Here is a 17,820-nt window from a genome sequence, read left to right on the forward strand (position 1 = left end):
GCTGATGGCGTCCGTCATGACGACGCACACCTGCCACGGCCGCAAAGCGGGGTAGAACATCGCCGGGAGCGAAGCGAGGCAGAACACCAGGACGAGCAGCGTGCCGAGCAGCATGTCGGGCAGCTGCGGAAGGTAGGCCGCTGTCCGTTCCGACGCGCCGGAATTCGAGCGTGACGAGGGTGAAGAGCAGAATCGCAGTCGCAAGCAGTCCCGCCACGTCGATGATCATGCTGCCGCCTCCTGCCGTGCGCGCGCCACGCACGCGAGGATGGTGATGACGCCCATCGTGACGACACACGCCTGCCACGTCCAGAGCGCGAGGTAGAACATCGCTGTCGACACCGCCGTGAGCGAGGCGAGGCCGAGTGCCAGGACGAGCAGCGCGCCGAGCGCCACGTCCTTCACGTGTATGAGTCGTACCAGTGCCTGTCCTGGGAGCAGGATGAGGACGGCTATCGCGGAGACCGCCTGCAGCGGTGCCGGCAGCCCGACGAGCGTCGCCAGCGACAGCGCGACGGCCAAGAGACCGAGCGCCAGGGTGCCCCGGCTGACGCCGCTCATCGCGCCACCGTGTAGGCGCGCGCATCGGCGTTGCTGAACGCGAGCTCCACGCCATCCTGCACGCTCAACCACTCCTCCAGCTCGGCGAACTCGCCCGCAGTGGTGTTGCCCTGAAGCACGAGGCTCGCCTCCGCGGAGCGCGTGAGCAGCACGACGCCGCCGGCAGGATTGTGCCGGATGTAGTCGTAGACAGCCGGGCCGCAGGTCACCGCCGCCAGGTCTTTCAGGCACAGGTCATTGATCGTCCGGTACCGGTTGTCGAGGTAGCCCTCGCTGCGCCACGGCGTCGGATTTGCAGCCGAGACGATCGCCGAACCCGGCTGCGCGATGCCCTGCACGGCAGCGATGGCGCTCATCTCATCGTCGGTGAAGACGTCATACCGGGCGTTCCCGAACCGGCCGGTCACTGTCAGCACGGCCAGCAGGAAGCAGATGAGAACAAGGGCCGCCGCGGCGCGGGAGGAAGGACGTGTGCCGCTGTCGGGAAGCAGGACCGAACACGCCTGCAGTGCGACGAAGGGCAGTGCGAACAGCGAGACGCGGATGAGCATCTCCCCGCCGTACGCCTGCGCGGGGAAGAGCATCAGGGGGGTGACGGCGAGGAGTACCACGCGGATATCGAGACGCCTTCGGCGCCAGTCCCGTAGCGCACCCACTGCGGCGAGCACCCACAGCACGAGGGTGAGAACCACCCGGATCTGCACCACGAGCACATGCCCGGCCGAGCCGGCCACGCGGTCGACGACGTTCGCTTCGGTCGCGGTCTGCAGTCCTGCGTCCGCCAGCGGCGGGTGCCCGACGAGGTAGGCACTCGCGGGGTAGAGAAGCCAGAGCGCCAGCACGACTGCCGTGATCAGAAGCAGCCGACTCGGCCAGATACGTCCACTCAGGGTGAGGGCGGTGATGGCAATGAGCAACATGAACGGTGTCAGTTGATGGCTCGCGCAGATGATGACGACGAGCAGGAGGGTCACCGCGAGGGCGCCCGTCCGGAACCTCGGCCGGGTCTCGGCGGCCGATCGCCCTCGCCACCACGACGCGAGCTCCACGCGGCCGAGGCCGTGGATCCTGGGCACCCGTGCCGCCAACGGGCCGACGACCAGCGCGATCACGACGAGATGCAGGAAGAAACCGAACGCCTGGGGGGACAGGTAGTCCTGGTCCTGCCAGTTGCCGAGGCAGAAGAGCCAGAGCGCAAGCCAGCGCCGTCGCGCATCGCGCGTCAGGTAGCCGGTCAGCACACCCATGGCAGCGAGCCACAAACCCATGTTGAGCACCGGTGCCCACAGAGCGAGGGTCATCGGGTCGAGTCCGGTCGCCCCGAGCACCGTCGCCAGGAGGGCGAAGAAACCCGGCCAGTTGAAGTACGCGTCGATGGACGGGTCGATCCCCTTGGTGCGCGAGAGGGCGTCGGCGATGCCGAGGTGGCGGAACGCGACCTCACCCCGCGGTACGTCCGTCACGAAGGCCGCGGTCCCGAAGAGCATGACCACGAGCACCACGACGAGCCAGATCATGACCGGGCGGCGCGCCGGGCCGGCGGCATCCCCCCGCAACGCCACGACGAAGGCAACGTTCAGCAGCAGGACCCCCACCCAGAACGGGTAGGGCAGCACGGCGACGAGCCCCAGGTCGCTGTCCACGGGCACAGCCACCGTGGAGGCGGCCCCCGCAGCGAGTGCCAGCGCCACGACGCCGGCCACTATACATAGCACATCGCGCGGCTTCCGGCGTCCGGCGGTGCGGTGGCTGGTTACATCCAGCGTGCTGGTCGTCATTGTGCGTCCTTCGTCAGGCGGCGGAGGACGGCGACCAGCCGGAGGCCGATCGCCACGGACCCGATGGAGAGCACCACGAGCCACGCCAAGGCCATCGCCGTGGCGCCCCTGTCGGCGGCCAAGAGCGCTGCGGCGCAGAGGGCGATGCCGAGCGCGAGGCCGACCGCGATCGCCTCCGCGTAACGACCGCGGGCCCGGCACACGGCGTTGTAGGCCTGCAGCACCGCGTATGCCACCACTCCGGTCGCCAACCATCGCAGGGCGCCGGCGGACGAATCGGCGTACCGCTCCCCCAGCAGGGTGAGCAGCGGGTGGGCGAAGAGGATGAGGACGGCAGCAGCCAGGCCTCCTACCGCGAGCGACCACCGGAGACTCGCCCAAGTGGTCGACACCAGACGGGCCGGTTCGCGGACCCCCTCCGAGAACTGGACGATGCCCATCAGCATCGGGGCGGTGTATGCAGCCCAGGCCATCATCCATGCGGGATACCAGTAGGCCGCGGCCTCCGGCGCCACCATGTGCGCGAGCAGCAGCGGCAGCACCAGCCCGGGGAGGCGCTCGGTGAGGGTGAGGAGTTGGTTCGGGATGCCCAGCGACAGCAGTGGGAGGCCGCTCGCGGCGCCCAAGGACGGTCGCGGCCGGTAACCGACCAGGCGTCGCAGTTGGACCGCACCGACGGCGCACGCCGTGATCGATCCAAGCCCCCAGCAGGCCATCAGCACGTCGGCGGACGCACCCTGCGCCTGCCACGCGACGAGCGCCGCGGCCGCAAGTGAGACCCCGCCGGCCAGGATGTACCTCGGGGTAGCGGTAGCACCTCGACCCAACGCCACGAGCGCCTGGTCCAGGACGATGGCGACGGTACCGGCGACGGCAGCCACGAGGAACGTGAGCCAGAAGAGCACCGATTCCGAGGACGTGTCCGGTGCAAGGGCGGACTGCAGCACGAGGTACCCAAGGGCCAACGCTGTGCCGGCCAGCCCAACGATGGCGAACGCCGCGTCCAGCACCCGCCCGGGCGGCTCACCTCGGCCTACCGCGACGATCACGGCGGACCCGGCGCCCAGCACGGCCAGCTGCGTGCAGATCATCACCGCCGACACCGCGGCCGCGGTAAGACCGATCTCACGATCCGCCGTGGCATTGGCCGCCACGACCCAGAAGGCGAAACCCGAGCCTGTCTGGGCGACCTTGCCCACGATGAGGCCGAGCGAGCTGCGCAGGGCGGAATGGCGGACGATCGCCGCATCCGCTACAGCGGGCCCGCGCCTAGTCCTCACGGCGCGAGACTCCCCTCGCCAGGCCCGCGTAGTTGTACCAGCAGAAAGCGACGTAGTAGCGCAGCCACCGGGGCTGACCTGCGACCAGGCTCAAGGCGCTACCCCGAACTGCTGCGGCGGCCGGCAGTAGCGCCAACCTCGCCCCGCGCCAGCCGTGCTTCCGGATCATCCGGCCCAGTCCCGTTCCGTCCATGAGGAACTGGTCGAGCGCGAAGTCGAAGTCGTCCGCGGCGAAGCGATGTTCGACCATGACCCGCTCCGACACCGCCGTTCGCAGCCCGGACTCCCGCATCCGCCACCGCAGCTCGATGTCCTCCCCCGACTTGAAGGAGTCGTCGAAACCCATGCCCAGCATCAGGTCCCGGTCGACGAGCGTCGCCACCAGCCCGAACCAATTCCGGCTGCGGCCGGTGCGGTGGTGATGCGCCAGCGCCTGTCCCCAGTAGCCCGGTCCAGCGACACTCTCCAGACCGGCCTGGAGGGCGTCGTAATTGCCCTCAACCAGCTCCGTGAGCAGGTCGGTGACCCCCGTGGACCCGAAGACGACGTCGGCGTCGCAGAGCAGGACCCACCGGGTGGTGCTGCTCTGCACGCCGAGCGTCCGTGCCCACGGCAGACCGCGGCCCTCGTCGCTCAGGACCCGGGCGCCGGCCGCGCGGGCGAGTTCGACGGTGCGGTCCGTGGACAGTCCGTCCACCAGGATGATCTCGGCGACACCGGACGCGCGCAGGGCCTCCAGACAGCGCGGAAGCAGTTGCTCAGCGTTGCGGGCCGGAACGACCGCAGTGACCTCGGCAGGGCTGTGACCCACGGTGCCCACCTCAGACCTGCTCGAGGACCGACGGCAGCAGCTCCTCAAGGTACCGGACGATATCGTCCGACGCCTCGTCGGCAGTGTACGCGGAGGGCACCTGCAGCAGGTGGCAGGGTCGTCCGTCGAGCGCCTTGCTCAGCACGTCCCCCTTCGCCGCGAAGTGCTCGCGCCATGGGACGACCGACGTAGCCGCCAGACCGGTGACAACCTGCTGCGAGAAGCCTGCCATCTCGATGTGGAAGTTGCCGATCATACGGTCGACCATCCACTCCTTCGACCGCTCGATGATCCGGGAGCGGGTGCCCTCGTAGCGCTCGATGTAGACGACGGCGGCGAGCGGGGCCGAGGTCGTCACGTCCTGCCCCGGGAACGCGGTCGCCGGTGCGACCATGCGGTGCTCGGGTGACCAGCGCCGGGAGAAGTCCGCGAGGCGCGGATAACGAATGACGTACGGATGCACCACGGTGGTGAGACGGCCGACGCTCTGGGAGAGCCGTGATGGGACGAGGGGCTTCCGGACACCTTCGAACAGATGCGGGTAGATGGTCCGGTGGTGGGGCTTGATGAACATCGGCTTCGCGTAGCCAAGCAGCCTGGCGTCCTCGGAGAGGAAGGCCCAGTCGTCGCCGATGAACGACCATCCCTCGCGCCGCATCAGCTTGGCGGCGGTGCTCGTCTTGCCGGTCCCTCCGGCGGCGGGAAGCGCGATCGCGTGACCCCGGTATGCCATCGTCGCCGCGTGGATCATTCCCGCTCCCCGACTGACCATGGCGGCGTCGAGAACAGGGACCACGGAGGTCAGCAGTTCGCCCGGCCCGTGGATGCGCCACTGGTCTGCGTCCCTCACGATCTGGACCCGATCGTCCTGGAAACGAACGCTGTTCTCCGTGTAGGCAAGCTCGTGCTCGAGCAGGCCGGCCTCGGGCATCGGTTCCGGCCGGTCATCGACGACGATGTCAGCCGGCCGTTCCGTGTCGGTGGCGAAGCACGCCAACATGCTCTTGAGCTGCATCGCTGCCGGTGCTTGTGCGTCGACGCGGATCGTGACGCGGCCGTGGATGTCGAAATACAGTGCCTCGGTCTGCGAGGTGCGCATGGTCGTCCCCTGTCTGGATGTGGTGTAGATCGGATCGTCGTGCTGGTGGGCGGTGTCAGCCGGGTCAGGCCACGCTTGTCACGGGAAGAACGCTTGTCGGATCAGTGGGCGTTCGGGGGAAGGTCACGTTGGCGTAGGCGTACTTCACGCGGCGCAGCGCCTCCGGGCGCGCGCCGGCAGTGGGTGCCTCCCAGAGAAGGCATTCATGGGCCATCGTCCCCAGCACCCGCCAGCCGTCCCTGAAAGTCTGGAGGTTCGACGCCCCGGAGATGCGGTCCAGTTCGAAGCTGGGGACCTCGGCGATCCTGAGGCCCGCCCTCGCGGCCCTGACGATCAGCTCCGTCTCGATTTCGAATCCGTCCGATTCCAGTTGCAGAATTTCCAGGCACTCCCGCCGGAACGCGATGTAGCCGTAGCAGAGATCGGAGTAGTTGCTGTGCAGAACAGCGTTGGCCAGCCCGGTCAGCGCGCGGTTTCCTGTCCGCCGCAGCCACGTCAGGTCCTCGGACCCTCCTCCGGTGACGTATCGGGAACCCTTGACGAAGTCGTAGTCGTGCTGGAGTGGGGAGACGAACCAGCCGATCTCCTGGGGATCCATGCTTCCATCGGCGTCCAGCATGACGATGATGTCACCCGTTGCCGCAGCAAATCCCGACCGGAGTGCGACACCCTTGCCCTTGCGCAGTTCATTGACCACGACGATATCGCTGCGCAGTGCCCGCGCGACCCCGACGGTATTGTCCGTGGAACGACCGTCGACAAGCACGACCTCGTCCACGTACAAAGGCATACGCCGCAGTACCCAAGGGATGTTTTGGGCCTCGTTCAAAGTTGGAATTACGACGCTTATCGACGCTCTCACCGGCACTGTCGCCGGTTTGGAGAACGAAATTGAGGGCTGGATGGAAATAGACAAATGCCTCACCACTTCATGGTGTGTAGGTTACTGCGGCCTCTGGAAGGCCCCGTTGGGGGGCCAGTGACCCCCGAGCATATAGTCGACCAAGCCGGCTAAACACCAGTAGCAGGTACTCGCTTTTATAGCGCTTCCTACTTGGGGAATTCCCCTGTACCGCAAGGGCTAGGGGTGCAGGAGTATCGCCGAGTGACCCGTTAGGTACAGGGGGGATTATCCCGCGAGCGCGTTAGGTAGAGGGGGTGCCGTTCCGCTGCAGGGCACAGTGCTCCCGCTTCGTGCCTTCGGGTTGATCGAGGAAAACGGCGCCCGAGTTCCAGGAGGTCCGGGGCAGGGCCTCGGTAACCCGTCCCTGCCGGCCCGGTGCTAGTGCTTGCGCGTGAGCCACTTCCAGTGTGCCAGCGTGCGCAGGCGGATGAGCAGGACCCGCGACTGCTCGGGACCGTACGGCAGGATGGGGATGGCCTTCGTCACGTCCAGGGACGCCTCATCCATCGCGAGGCGGGTCACGCGGACGGCGCTACGCATCTTGTTCATCTGCGTGATGACCTCGGCCACCGCCACGGGCTCGCCGTGGCCCGGCACGAAGACGTCGTAGAGGTCCTCCAGCGCCACCATCTTGCCGAGCGTCCGCACCCAGTCGGTGGGGAACGAGTCCTCGAACGCCGGGTCGGCGCCCTCCTCGACGAGGTCCCCCGTGAAGAGGACGTTGCCCGCTCCGACCAGGAGGTCGTGGTCGGTGTGGCCCCGGCCGAGGTGGAACAGGGTCACGGATACGCCGCCGAGGTCGAGGTCCACGGGTGTCCCCTCGACCAGGCGGTTGGCAGGCAGGACGTCCGTCTGGGCGCCGTCGCCCGCTCCCATCGCGGGTTCGACGGTGGCGACCAGGGTGCGCTGCTCCTCGCCGGTCTCTGCCTGCACCGTACCGCAGCGCGACGTCGCCCAGAACTCCTCGACGCCGCGCGAGGCGAAGTAGCTGTTGCCGAAGAAGTGGTCGGCATGGGCGTGCGTGTTGACGACGATCAGCGGCAGTTCCGTGATGCCCCGCACGTGCGCGAACACCTCGGCGGCTCCGAGGGGGCCCGCGCCGGTGTCCACGACGAGCGCCCGCTCCGCCCCGACGACGAGCCCGACATTCATCCGGAAACCAGCGGTGCGCAGCACGTAGATGCCCTGCCCCACCTCGCGCCAGGGGCTGAGGTTCTCGGTGGCGGGGACGACGGTGATCATGGGATCCTCTCGGTGGCGGCAGGACTACCAGTCTAGGTCGGCGTCCGCCGATTGCCTCCGGCTCCGCCGGTTACCCCTGGCTCCGCCGAAGGAGTGCCGCAGGCGCCGGGAATCAGCCGACCGCGGGCTCCGGCACCGGCCGGGGACGCTCGGGGATGCGGAACAGCGGCAGCGCGACATTGACCAGCGGCCCGATGAGGAGTGCGAAGGCCACCGTTCCGAGGCCCACCGATCCTCCGAGCAGCCAGCCGAGCAGCAGGACCGTGCCCTCGATCGCCGTCCGTACAAGCCAGATCGGCAGGCCGAAGCGGTCGTGGAGGCCGGTCATGAGGCCGTCGCGGGGCCCGGGGCCGAGCCGCGCGCCGATGTAGAGCCCGCTCGCGGTGGCCAGCAGCACCAGGCCACCCGTGAACAGCAGGATCCGCGCCCACAGCGGGCCCGGCTCGGCCAGGAGCGCCAGGCCCACCTCCGCGCTCGGTCCCACGAGCAGCGCGTTCAGGACGGTCCCGATGCCCGGGCGCTGCCTGAGCGGTATCCAGAGCAGCAGGACGACCAGGCCGATGATGTTGGTCATGAAACCGAACGGGATCCCGGTCCTGAGGGAGCCGCCCTGGCTGAGGACGTCCCACGGCGACACCCCGAGCGTGGCCCGGATCATCATGGCGAGCGAGAAGCCGTAGAGGAAGAGGCCGAGAAGGAGCTGCAGCCCGCGCCGGGCGCCGAGAAACGTCATTCCCCCAGTAGAGCCGTTGATTGGACTTACATCAAGATGCCAATCGTGGCATCGTGGCCCCATGATGGTTCTACCCGCCCGCCGCCTGGTCACGGAACTCGGTGCCTGGCGCTCCACCGGCCCCGCCTACGTCGCCCTGGCGGACCGCATCCGGCTGCTCACCCTGGACGGCCGGATCCCCCTCGGCACGCGGCTGCCGGCGGAGCGTGAGCTCGCCGTACAGCTCGCCGTCAGCCGCACCCTGGTGGCAGCGTCCTACGCGCGGCTCAGGTCTGCCGGCTACATCGAGAGCACACGGGGTTCGGGAAGCGTCGTCGCCATGCCCGGGCGCGGTGCCGCGCACGACGACGGCGGGACCGGCGTCGTCCTCGACCTCAGCAAGGCAACTCTTCCCGCAGCGCCCCAGGTCGGCGAGGCGGCAGCCAGGGCAGTCGCGGAGCTTCCCGCCTACCTGAATGCGAGCGGCTACGATCCGCACGGACTTCCGCGCCTGCGGCAGGCCCTCGCGGACCGGTACACGGCGCGCGGCGTCCCTACCGGTCCCCACCAGATCATGGTCACCCTCGGTGCACAGCACGCCATCGCGCTCCTCGCGCGAACCCTGCTGAAGCGCACCGACACAGTGCTCGTGGAGGCGCCCAGCTACCCCCACGCGTACGAGGCCCTCCGATCGGCCGGCCGGCGCCTCGTTCCCGTGGCGGTGGATGTGCACCGCGGCTGGGACGACGACGGACTCGACCAGGCTCTCCGGCGTGCGCAGCCGGCCCTGGCATATGTCATGCCCGACTTCCACAACCCGACCGGAGCCGTCATGCCCGCCGAGCAGCGGCAGAGGCTGATGGACGCGGCCGCACGGCAGGACACGGTCGTCATCGCCGACGAGACGATGGCCGAACTGCGCATCAACGGCAGTGCAGAACTCCCCCTTGCCGCCTACGGGCCGGCCGTCCTGATCGGATCCATGGGCAAGACGGTCTGGGGCGGGCTGCGCATCGGCTGGATCCGCGCGGGCGAGGAGCTGATCCACCGGCTCGTCCAGTCCCGGTACTCACAGGATCTGGGGACACCGATCCTCGAGCAGCTGATAGCACTCGAGATGCTCGGGAACTACGACGAGCTGCTGAGATTCCGTGCGGGCCAGCTCGCGGAGGGCCGCGGGAACCTCGAGTCGCTCCTGCGCGGGGTGCTGCCGGAGTGGGAGGTTCCGCACGTGACCGGCGGTCTGTGCACGTGGGTCAACCTCGGTGCGCCCGTCAGTTCGCAGCTCGCCCTCGCGGCCCGGGACCGGGGACTGCTGCTGGGAGCGGGGCCGCGCTTCGGCATCGGCGGGGTCTTCGAGCGCTTCCTCCGCGTCCCCTTCAGCTACCCGCTCGAGGACACACGCCAGGCCGTCGACATCCTGTCCTCCGCCTGGCACTCACTGGATCCGGGGGTGCCGGTCCGGGACGACTTCGCCCCGGCGCTGGTTTAGCGCCCCTACGGTCGTCGCATGAGTTCTCTCGAATTCACCTCACTGGTCGTCCTGCTGGCAGGTCGGCGGAGATGGTCCTAGCGATGTGTCTGGCCGCGGCCGCGCAGAAGATGAGCTGGCCGGGCACGTTCTCGAATCCGATGAAATGGAGCCCGCGTTGCGCGGCCTGGAATGCGGAGGTCACGGGAACGCCGCGGTCGTCGAGGACTTCGAGATGACCGAGGAGCGTTCCGAGGTCAGGGGCGTATCCCGTCGCAGCGATGATCCGGTCGACGTGCAGGCGTGAGCCGTCCACCAGCACCACACTTCCGACATCGAAGCCCGCCACCGCGGGGACGACGTTAATCCGGCCGGCCCTGATGGCGGCCAGGACCTCCGGGTCGACTCCGGCAGGGCTTGCCCCTGTCCGTTTCAGCTGGGTGAACGGTCCCTCCGCGGGGGTGGGCAGCCCATGACCGGATAGGTCACCAATGGTCAATTTTTGGATCACCCGCACCTGAGCGTCCCCCAGTCGGGGCGGGAGCTTCATCATTTGTTTGACGCCCGGCAGTGCTCCGAAGATGCGCGGCATGATGTTCGGCGGCGTGCGTACGGACAGGCTGACCGACGCGGCTCCTGCTGATTCGAGCTCACCGGCGATTTCGAAACCCGAGGTGCCCGATCCGATGACCAATACGGCCTGCCCGATGAACGGCTCGGGCCGGATGTAGTCGTAGGCGTGGATCAGGCGGTCCGCGACCAGTTCTAGTCCCGGCCATCGGGGCGTCCGGGGAGAGCTGTAGAGACCAGTGGCGACGATGACGTGCCGGGCCCGTAAGCGGCCGGCAGTTGAATCGAGAATCCAGCCGTCACTGGCTCGGTCGATGCGATGGACTTCAACTCCGGTCCTGAGATCGTCGACGTGCTCTGCAGCGTATGTCTCGAGGTATGCAATCTCCTGATCCCGGGTGGGAAAGACAGGAGTGTGGCGGGGATAAGCAGTTCCCGGGAACCGGGACATCCTGCGGCCGCTGTTCAGCCGCAATCCTTCGGGACGGTGTCGCCAGGAGGAGGCGACGGCGTCGGACTTGTCCACGACGACGGCGGTGATTCCACGGTTCTTGAGCGCCGCGGCCACAGAGAGACCGGCGGGCCCCGCGCCGATGATGATCGCCGGGTATACGTCCATGCCGGGTCTCCTTGCCTCGCTGGCCGGAGGTGCCTCCACAGTAGACCCGCACGCCCGGGGGCGTAAGCCCTGGGTCAAGGAAAACCGGCCCGTGGTGCCTCATCCACCTGACTCTCCCCGACCTGCCAGCCGCTCACGGGCGGGCGTCGCCGCGGGTTGCTTCACCGGATTGCGACCACTCGACCGGGCCGATGTCCTCGGCATCGGTGGCCCTTCGGGACCGAAACTGACGGAACAGATCCGCCGTCCAGGTTGTTGTACAGGGTGATGACGACACTCCAGGAACTGGATCTGACCTCTATCTCTCCTCCGCGTCTGTGGGTCCCCCGGCATGTGATGATCACGCGCGCTGCGGCGGATCTGCCGCATACCGCAGAGATCATCAGGCGTTGCGAGCGTGCGGGAGTCGAGGACATCCGGTTTCTGCCCGGAAACGCGCTTACAGGCCTCCGCGGCGCCAGCGAGCGCGAGACATATGCGTCGGCGAAGAACACGCTTGCGGTCGTCGTAGCCCCTCCCAGCGCGCTGAAGCCGCAGCCGATCCCACCGAGTGCTGACTGGCGGATCGATCTTGCCAAGGGCTGCCCCGCCCACTGCCAGTACTGCTACCTCGCCGGGTCCCTGCAGGGGCCGCCCGTGACCCGCGTGTACGCCAATATCGACGATGTGCTGGACGGGGTACGCACCCACTCCGGCAGGGGTTCGGTTACCCGCGGGACCCTGGAGCGGGGGAACGAGGGGACGACCTTCGAGATGTCCTGCTACACCGACCCACTCGGCATCGAGAGTGTCACCGGTTCGCTTGCTGCCGCCATCTCCCGCATCGGTTCGGGCGAGTTCGGCAGTGACGTGCAGATGCGGTTCACGACGAAGTTCGACGACGTCGGTGAGCTGGTGACCCTCGACCACGGGCGGCGGACGCGCGTCCGGTTCTCGGTCAATGCTGCAGAGGTGGCGAACCGGTTCGAAGGCGGAACTGCGCGAATGCCCGCGCGCCTCGCCGCTCTCCGCGCGGTGGCGGCCGCCGGCTACCGGGTGGGTCTGACGATCGCCCCCGTCATGCCCATCCCCGGCTGGCGGGAGCAGTACGGGGCACTGCTGGACGACATCTCCGGCGCGGTCGCCGGCATCGACGACCTCGATCTCACGGCCGAGATCATCACGCACCGCTTCACCCCCGCGAGCAAGGAGGTGCTGTTGGGGTGGTACCCGAAGACCAAGCTCGAGATGGACGAGGATCTGCGGAGCCAGAAGCGTTCGAAATTCGGCGGAGTGAAGTACGTGTACCCGAAGCAGACCATGGCGGAGATGCGGGAGTGGTTCACGGAGGAGCTCGAGCGGCGCCTACCGGCTGCTCGGCTGCTCTACTGGACCTGATCCGCAGGCACTCGTCCCGGTGGCCGGGTCTCTGGTGGCGCTCCGCGACCTGTGGTTGGATGTCCTTAGGTAACTTAGCAATCAGGCGGACCGTGGCGCACAGTGTCGTGGGCATCTGATTGGACGTGGTTCCTAGAAGGTCTCAGTCACATGCTCACTGCTCCGCTGCCCATCCTTTCCCCTCGTACGAGTCCGTCCGATCCATCTGCCCGCGCCGACACCGGTGGTCCCGGGTCCGTTGATGCGTTGCTGCTTCGTCTCGCTGACGGTGATGCGTCGGCGTTCACCGCACTGTATGAGTGCACCTCCCGCCGCGTGTACGGGCTTGTGCGCAGGGTGCTGGTGGACGCGGAGATGAGCGCCGAGACGACGCAGGACGTGTACCTCGCCCTCTGGCAGGGTGGAGCAGCCCGTTTCGATCCCGCCCTGGGCTCGGGGATGTCATGGATCCTGACACTCGCGCACCGCCGCGCGGTGGACAGGGTCCGCGCGGAGGAATCCCACCGCGTCAGGGATCTGACCTGGGGCATCAGGAACCGCGACGTCGACTACGACCAGGTCGCCGACGCCGTCGTCCAACGGACTGAGACCGACGCAGTCCGGGCGGGACTGGGCATGCTCTCCGCCGTGCAGCGGGAGGCCATCGATCTCGCGTACTACGCGGGCATGACCTACACCCAGGTCGCCGACCATCTGGGCATCCCCCTGCCGACGGCGAAGACCCGGATCCGCGACGGCATCAAACGCCTCAGCTCGTGCCTGCAGGAATCCGGCTGACCTCTTCCGGAGGGGACGTGGGACGTCACGCTGCCGGAGGGCGCCCGTCGAGGTGGTCCGCGAGGTAGGGCGCGGTGACGCTCGTCCCCGAGGCGAGCGCGGCAACCTGCTGCGGAGTCCCGGTGGCGACGATGCGGCCACCGGCCGAGCCGCCGCCGGGACCGAGGTCGACCACCCAGTCGGCCGCGGCGACGACGGCCATGGTGTGCTCCACGACGACGACCGTGTTGCCGGCCTCCACCAGCTTCCGTAGCTGGGCGAGGAGCAGGACGACATCCGCGGGGTGCAACCCCGTGGTCGGTTCGTCGAGCAGGTAGAGGGTGGAACCGCGCCGGGCACGCTGGAGTTCGGTCGCCAGTTTGATGCGCTGGGCCTCCCCTCCGGACAACTCGGTGGCCGGCTGGCCGAGCCGCAGGTAGCCGAGACCGACCTCCCGGAGCGTGGCGAGGGAACGGGCCGCGCCCGGGATATCGCCGAGGAAGCCCGCCGCGTCATCGACCGTCATCCCGAGGACATCGGCGATGGTGCGCCCGTTGAACCTCACCGACAGGGTTTCCTCGTTGTAGCGGGAACCGTGGCAGGTGGGGCAGGGCCCGTAGCTTCCGGGCAGGAAGAGGAGTTCGACCGACACGAAGCCTTCGCCCTGGCAGGTCTCGCACCGGCCGCCCTGCACATTGAAGGAGAACCGGCCCGCGCCGTAGCCCTCCGCCTTCGCGGCGGGCGTGGCCGCAAAGGCTTTCCGCACCGCGTCGAAGAGCCCTGTGTAGGTGGCGAGGTTGGAGCGCGGGGTCCGGCCGATCGGCTTCTGGTCCACGCTGACCAGGCGGTCGATGTTCTCGAGCCCGCTGATGCGTCCGACGACGGTGGCGGCGCGGTCCGCGATGTCGTCGGCCGGTTCGCCGTCGACCGGCGTGTCATCCCGCACATGGGCACCGACCGCCTCCGCCAGGACCTTGCTCACGAGGGTGGACTTTCCGGAGCCGGAGACACCGGTCACTGCTGTCAGCACCCCCACCGGGATCTCCGCGTCCAGCCCCCGGAGGTTGTGGCGGTGGATCCCCTCGAGCCGCAACCACGCGGCCGGCGTCCTCACCTCGCCCTGCCCGTCACGGGACGGCGCAGTCCCGGACAGGAAGGGTGCCGTCAGGGAGTCGGGGACCTGCGCGAGCCCGTCGGCGGGCCCGCTGTAGATGATGGTGCCTCCTCCCTCGCCGGCGAGCGGTCCGACATCGACGATCCAGTCCGACCGTCGGACGACATCCATGTTGTGCTCGACCACGAAGACGGTGTTCCCCGCGTCCTTCAGGGCCTCCAGCACGGCGAGGAGCGGCTCGACGTCGGCGGGATGCAAGCCTGCGGACGGCTCGTCGAGCACGTAGACCACGCCGAACAGGCCCGAACGGAGCTGCGTGGCGATCCGCAGCCGCTGCATCTCACCGGGCGAGAGCGTGGGTGTGGCCCGGTTGAGGCTCAGGTATCCCAGGCCGAGGTCGACCAGGACGCCCAGCCGCTGGACGAGGTCCCTGCTGATGGTGACGGACACCTCCGTACCCTCGCCCGAGGAGGAGGACCGGTGCGCGGCTGCCGGATGCTGGATCGTCGCTGCGGGCTCGAGCCGGGCCGCCAGCTCCCCCAGCGGCAACGCGTTGGCGTCCGCGATCGAGAGCCCGCCGAATGTCACGGCGAGCGCCTCCGGGCGCAATCCGCTGCCTCCGCACGCGCTGCAGGGCCCTGATTCCATGAAGGGCAGTACGCGGTCGCGCATCTGCTGGCTCTTGGAGTCGTGCAGCGTGTGCAGCACGTAGCTCTTCGCACTCCAAAACCGCCCCTTGTAGGGCTTGGCCACGCGGTCCCGCTGGGGAGTGACCTCGACGACGGGCTGCTCCTCGGTGAACAGGAGCCAGGCCCGTGCTTCCTCCGGAAGTTCGCGCCAGGGGACGTCGATGTCATGGCCGAGTTCGCTGACCACATCACGGAGGTTCTTGCCCTGCCAGGCACCGGGCCAGGCCGCGATGGCGCCTTCGCGGATCGTCAGGGAATCGTCGGGGACGAGCGTCTTCTCCGTCACGTCACGGGCGATCCCGAGTCCGTGGCAGCGGGGACATGCCCCGGCGGCCGTGTTGGGCGAGAACGCGTCCGACTCCAGCCTGCCAGGTGCATCCGCCGGGTACGTCCCCGCCCGTGAGTACAGCATGCGGAGGGAGTTCGAGAGCGTCGTCAGGGTGCCGACGGTGGAGCGGACGCTCGGCGTGCCGCGGCGCTGCTGGAGGGCGACAGCGGGAGGAAGCCCGGTGATCGACCCGACATGCGGCGTGTGCCCCTGCTGGATCAGCCTGCGCGCATAGGGAGCGACGGATTCGAGATAACGCCGCTGGGCTTCCGCGTAGATGGTCCCGAAGGCCAGCGAGGACTTCCCCGAGCCGGACACACCGGTGAAGGCGACCACGGCGTCCCTCGGGCAGTCGACGTCGATCCCGCGCAGGTTGTTCTCGCTCGCGCCGCGTACCCGGACGAACCCGTCCCGGACACTCGACAGCTGGGCAGGGGCGTCGTTCAACGATTCGATCACCAGTCCCACCCTACGGTCCTTCAGCCGCCCCGGAACACAGGCGCCGGATGGCGGATCACAGGACGCCCGGAATCGAAGTGGAAGGAGCCCTGCACCGGCGGATTCGCATCGGCCGGACGATGTCCCGCTCCTAGGGTGGTGGAATGGCTGATATCAAGGAAGAGTTCCCCACGCTGGACGACCTCAACCCTGACAACGACGCTGTCGCGCCCCTCCCGCCAGACACACGGGAAGGCCGACGATCACATGGACGGCGACGCTCTCGCCCTGGCTACCGAGCGCGAGGAAGTCGCTCTCGGCCTGAAGGACTACGTGCCGGACGACGTCCCGGACGCCACGGATCCGCTGCCCGAGGGCTCCGCACACGAGGCCGACCTGGCACAGCGGGGATTGCTCGGCGACCCCGACGACGCCTGATCGCTGATACCCGTCGCCGCGATCCCCTCCTCGAGGGGCGCGGCTACAGGTCGGCGAGCATCGCCCCCGGGTCCTCCATCGCGTCCGCGACGAAGCGCAGGAACCCACCCGCGGTCCCGCCGTCGCAGGCACGGTGGTCGAACGCGAGCGTCAGTTCGGTCACCTTGCGCACCGCGAGCTGCCCGTCCACGACCCAGGGACGATCGAGGATGCGGCCCAGGCCGAGGATCGCCGCCTCCGGGTAGTTGATGATCGCCGCACTGCCGTCGACGCCGAACACCCCGTAGTTGTTGAGGGTGAAGGTGCCCGAGGACAGGTCCGACGGCGACACTTCGCCCTCACGCGCACGGGCGGCAAGGCGGCGGATCTCCGCGTCGAGCTCGCGGGCGGACAGGGTGTCCGCCCGACGGATGCTGGGCACGACAAGTCCGCGGTCCGTTTGCGCGGCAATCCCGAGGTTGACGCCATCCACCCGCACCACCTCCTGCGTGCCGTCGTCGCCCGTCTCGACCCTGCTGTTCAGCTCCGGGTACCGGGCGAGGCCCGCGACCACGAAACGGGCCACGAAGGCCAGGATGCCGGGGACCGCGTCGGGCGTGCGTCGCTTCATCCCCTCACGCAGCTCGACGAGGGCCGTCACGTCGACATCGACCCAGACCGTGGCCTCCGGGATCTCGCGCCTGCTGCGGGTCACCGCGTCAGCGATGGTTCGGCGGACACCCCGTAGCGGTGTCCGCTCGAGCACGGCGAGCCCCGAGCGTGAATCGAGCGAACGCACCTGCGCAGGAGGGACGGAGACCTCGCCCGACGGCGGCCGGGCACCGGCCGGTTCGGCCGACCGCACCGCACCGGAGTGATCCTCCGATCGCGCGAGGGCCTGCTCCACGTCGCGGCGCAGGATGAGCCCCTCCTCCCCCGACCCGGGAACGGCATCCAGACGCAGTCCGTGATCCCGGGCAAGTTTTCGGACCAGCGGGGACACACAGAGAGACGCGAGCCCGCGGGCGAATGCCGTGGGAGCCGGTGCCATGGGAGCCGGTGCAGTCGGAGCCATCCCGGGGTCCGTGATCGTGGCCAGGTCGGTTGCAGGGGCGGACGCGGCAGGACGCCCACCCTTCCTGCGCGGACGCGTCCGCCCTCCCGTGAGGCCGCAGGTGGTCCCGTACCCGATCAGCACATTTCCCGAACCCGCACCGTCTACAGGCGGGTCGTCCGTCCCCCGGGCCGCGGGCGCGGGAACCCCCGCGTCCTCCCGCATCTCGGCCGCCGCCTGCTCGACGGATTCCCGCACGGACTCCCGCGTGGACTCCGGCGTGGACTCCGGCGTAATCTTTTCGCTCGGGGTCGGAGCGGAAGCCGGGGATTCGACACCCTCGGGGCGCACCGACAGGAACGGTGCCCCGACAGCCAGTACCTCCCCGGGCCTGCCGTGCAGGACAGCGACGGTACCCGCGAAGGGCGACGGAACCTCGACGACGGACTTCGCGGTCTCCACCTCGGCGACCGGCTGGTCGACGGCGACAGCATCGCCCTCGACGACGAGCCAGGACACGAGCTCCGCCTCGGTCAGGCCCTCCCCGAGGTCGGGAAGCGCGAAGACCAGGAGCTTCGGGGTGATGGTAGGCACGCTCAC

The 17,820-nt window shown here is 68.8% G+C and carries 15 protein-coding genes; 4 read left to right on the forward strand and 11 right to left on the reverse strand.

Annotation, left to right across the window (positions count from 1 at the left end):
* Positions 1-225: 225 nt before the first annotated feature.
* The 8 genes from ACX80H_RS06445 to yczE all read right to left on the reverse strand — a co-directional run bounded on the left by ACX80H_RS06445 (position 226) and on the right by yczE (position 8,408).
* Positions 226-561 carry a hypothetical protein gene (locus tag ACX80H_RS06445; protein ID WP_459311886.1) on the reverse strand — a complete coding sequence of 112 codons (336 nt, stop codon included), beginning with the start codon at positions 559-561 and terminating at the stop codon, positions 226-228.
* Entirely contained in the window at positions 558-2,339 is a 1,782-nt protein-coding gene (locus tag ACX80H_RS06450) for a glycosyltransferase (RefSeq protein WP_459311888.1), read from the reverse strand. Before ACX80H_RS06450 ends, ACX80H_RS06445 begins: the two co-directional genes overlap by 4 nt.
* Positions 2,336-3,619 (reverse strand): lipopolysaccharide biosynthesis protein, encoded by a 1,284-nt coding sequence (locus ACX80H_RS06455; protein WP_459311889.1) that lies wholly within the window; start codon positions 3,617-3,619, stop codon positions 2,336-2,338. The genes ACX80H_RS06450 and ACX80H_RS06455 overlap by 4 nt, the downstream gene beginning before the upstream one ends.
* Positions 3,609-4,430 carry a glycosyltransferase family 2 protein gene (locus ACX80H_RS06460; RefSeq protein ID WP_459311891.1) on the reverse strand — a complete coding sequence of 274 codons (822 nt, stop codon included), beginning with the start codon at positions 4,428-4,430 and terminating at the stop codon, positions 3,609-3,611. The genes ACX80H_RS06455 and ACX80H_RS06460 overlap by 11 nt, the downstream gene beginning before the upstream one ends.
* Positions 4,431-4,440: 10 nt before the next feature.
* On the reverse strand, positions 4,441-5,529 hold the full coding sequence (locus ACX80H_RS06465; RefSeq protein WP_459311892.1) for a hypothetical protein: 1,089 nt from the start codon (positions 5,527-5,529) through the stop codon (positions 4,441-4,443).
* Between the two features lie 64 nt (positions 5,530-5,593).
* Entirely contained in the window at positions 5,594-6,457 is an 864-nt protein-coding gene (locus tag ACX80H_RS06470) for a glycosyltransferase family 2 protein (protein ID WP_459311893.1), read from the reverse strand.
* 354 nt (positions 6,458-6,811) lie between these two features.
* On the reverse strand, positions 6,812-7,675 hold the full coding sequence (locus tag ACX80H_RS06475; protein ID WP_459311895.1) for an MBL fold metallo-hydrolase: 864 nt from the start codon (positions 7,673-7,675) through the stop codon (positions 6,812-6,814).
* Between the two features lie 112 nt (positions 7,676-7,787).
* Positions 7,788-8,408, reverse strand: a complete 621-nt coding sequence (gene yczE, locus ACX80H_RS06480; protein ID WP_459311897.1) for a membrane protein YczE — start codon at positions 8,406-8,408, stop codon at positions 7,788-7,790.
* A 61-nt stretch (positions 8,409-8,469) separates the two neighbouring features.
* Between yczE and yczR the strand changes: the two genes are divergently transcribed.
* On the forward strand, positions 8,470-9,879 hold the full coding sequence (gene yczR, locus ACX80H_RS06485) for a MocR-like transcription factor YczR (RefSeq protein WP_459311898.1): 1,410 nt from the start codon (positions 8,470-8,472) through the stop codon (positions 9,877-9,879).
* Positions 9,880-9,913: 34 nt separating this feature from the next.
* On the opposite strand, the gene ACX80H_RS06490 is transcribed toward yczR, so the two are convergent.
* Positions 9,914-11,047 (reverse strand): flavin-containing monooxygenase, encoded by a 1,134-nt coding sequence (locus ACX80H_RS06490; protein WP_459311900.1) that lies wholly within the window; start codon positions 11,045-11,047, stop codon positions 9,914-9,916.
* Positions 11,048-11,314: 267 nt separating this feature from the next.
* Between ACX80H_RS06490 and ACX80H_RS06495 the strand changes: the two genes are divergently transcribed.
* Both ACX80H_RS06495 and ACX80H_RS06500 read left to right on the forward strand, forming a co-directional pair.
* Positions 11,315-12,424: a spore photoproduct lyase family protein gene (locus tag ACX80H_RS06495; protein ID WP_459311902.1), complete on the forward strand. Its 1,110-nt coding sequence runs from the start codon at positions 11,315-11,317 to the stop codon at positions 12,422-12,424.
* 150 nt (positions 12,425-12,574) lie between these two features.
* A complete protein-coding gene (locus ACX80H_RS06500) occupies positions 12,575-13,201 on the forward strand; it encodes an ECF RNA polymerase sigma factor SigK (RefSeq protein WP_459311903.1) in 627 nt (208 codons plus the stop codon).
* A gap of 25 nt (positions 13,202-13,226) precedes the next feature.
* On the opposite strand, the gene uvrA is transcribed toward ACX80H_RS06500, so the two are convergent.
* Positions 13,227-15,779 (reverse strand): excinuclease ABC subunit UvrA, encoded by a 2,553-nt coding sequence (uvrA, locus tag ACX80H_RS06505; protein ID WP_459311904.1) that lies wholly within the window; start codon positions 15,777-15,779, stop codon positions 13,227-13,229.
* Positions 15,780-16,016: 237 nt separating this feature from the next.
* Here uvrA and ACX80H_RS06510 point away from each other — a divergent pair, with 237 nt between their 5' ends.
* A complete protein-coding gene (locus ACX80H_RS06510; RefSeq protein ID WP_459311905.1) occupies positions 16,017-16,187 on the forward strand; it encodes a hypothetical protein in 171 nt (56 codons plus the stop codon).
* A gap of 43 nt (positions 16,188-16,230) precedes the next feature.
* Here the strand turns inward: ACX80H_RS06510 and ACX80H_RS06515 are convergent, their stop codons facing one another.
* On the reverse strand, positions 16,231-17,820 hold the full coding sequence (locus tag ACX80H_RS06515) for a dihydrolipoamide acetyltransferase family protein (RefSeq protein WP_459311906.1): 1,590 nt from the start codon (positions 17,818-17,820) through the stop codon (positions 16,231-16,233).

The organism is Arthrobacter pasteuri (genome assembly GCF_054510955.1).

What these genes read in the sequence shown, in the direction of transcription:
- ACX80H_RS06445 (WP_459311886.1), bottom strand. Translation starts at nt 561, where the DNA reads ATGAGCGGCGTCAGCCGGGGCACCCTGGCGCTCGGTCTCTTGGCCGTC.
- ACX80H_RS06450 (WP_459311888.1), bottom strand. Translation starts at nt 2,339, where the DNA reads ATGACGACCAGCACGCTGGATGTAACCAGCCACCGCACCGCCGGACGC.
- ACX80H_RS06465 (WP_459311892.1), bottom strand. Translation starts at nt 5,529, where the DNA reads ATGCGCACCTCGCAGACCGAGGCACTGTATTTCGACATCCACGGCCGC.
- ACX80H_RS06475 (WP_459311895.1), bottom strand. Translation starts at nt 7,675, where the DNA reads ATGATCACCGTCGTCCCCGCCACCGAGAACCTCAGCCCCTGGCGCGAG.
- yczE (WP_459311897.1), bottom strand. Translation starts at nt 8,408, where the DNA reads ATGACGTTTCTCGGCGCCCGGCGCGGGCTGCAGCTCCTTCTCGGCCTC.
- yczR (WP_459311898.1), top strand. Translation starts at nt 8,470, where the DNA reads ATGATGGTTCTACCCGCCCGCCGCCTGGTCACGGAACTCGGTGCCTGG.
- ACX80H_RS06490 (WP_459311900.1), bottom strand. Translation starts at nt 11,047, where the DNA reads ATGGACGTATACCCGGCGATCATCATCGGCGCGGGGCCCGCCGGTCTC.
- ACX80H_RS06495 (WP_459311902.1), top strand. Translation starts at nt 11,315, where the DNA reads ATGACGACACTCCAGGAACTGGATCTGACCTCTATCTCTCCTCCGCGT.
- ACX80H_RS06500 (WP_459311903.1), top strand. Translation starts at nt 12,575, where the DNA reads ATGCTCACTGCTCCGCTGCCCATCCTTTCCCCTCGTACGAGTCCGTCC.
- ACX80H_RS06510 (WP_459311905.1), top strand. Translation starts at nt 16,017, where the DNA reads ATGGACGGCGACGCTCTCGCCCTGGCTACCGAGCGCGAGGAAGTCGCT.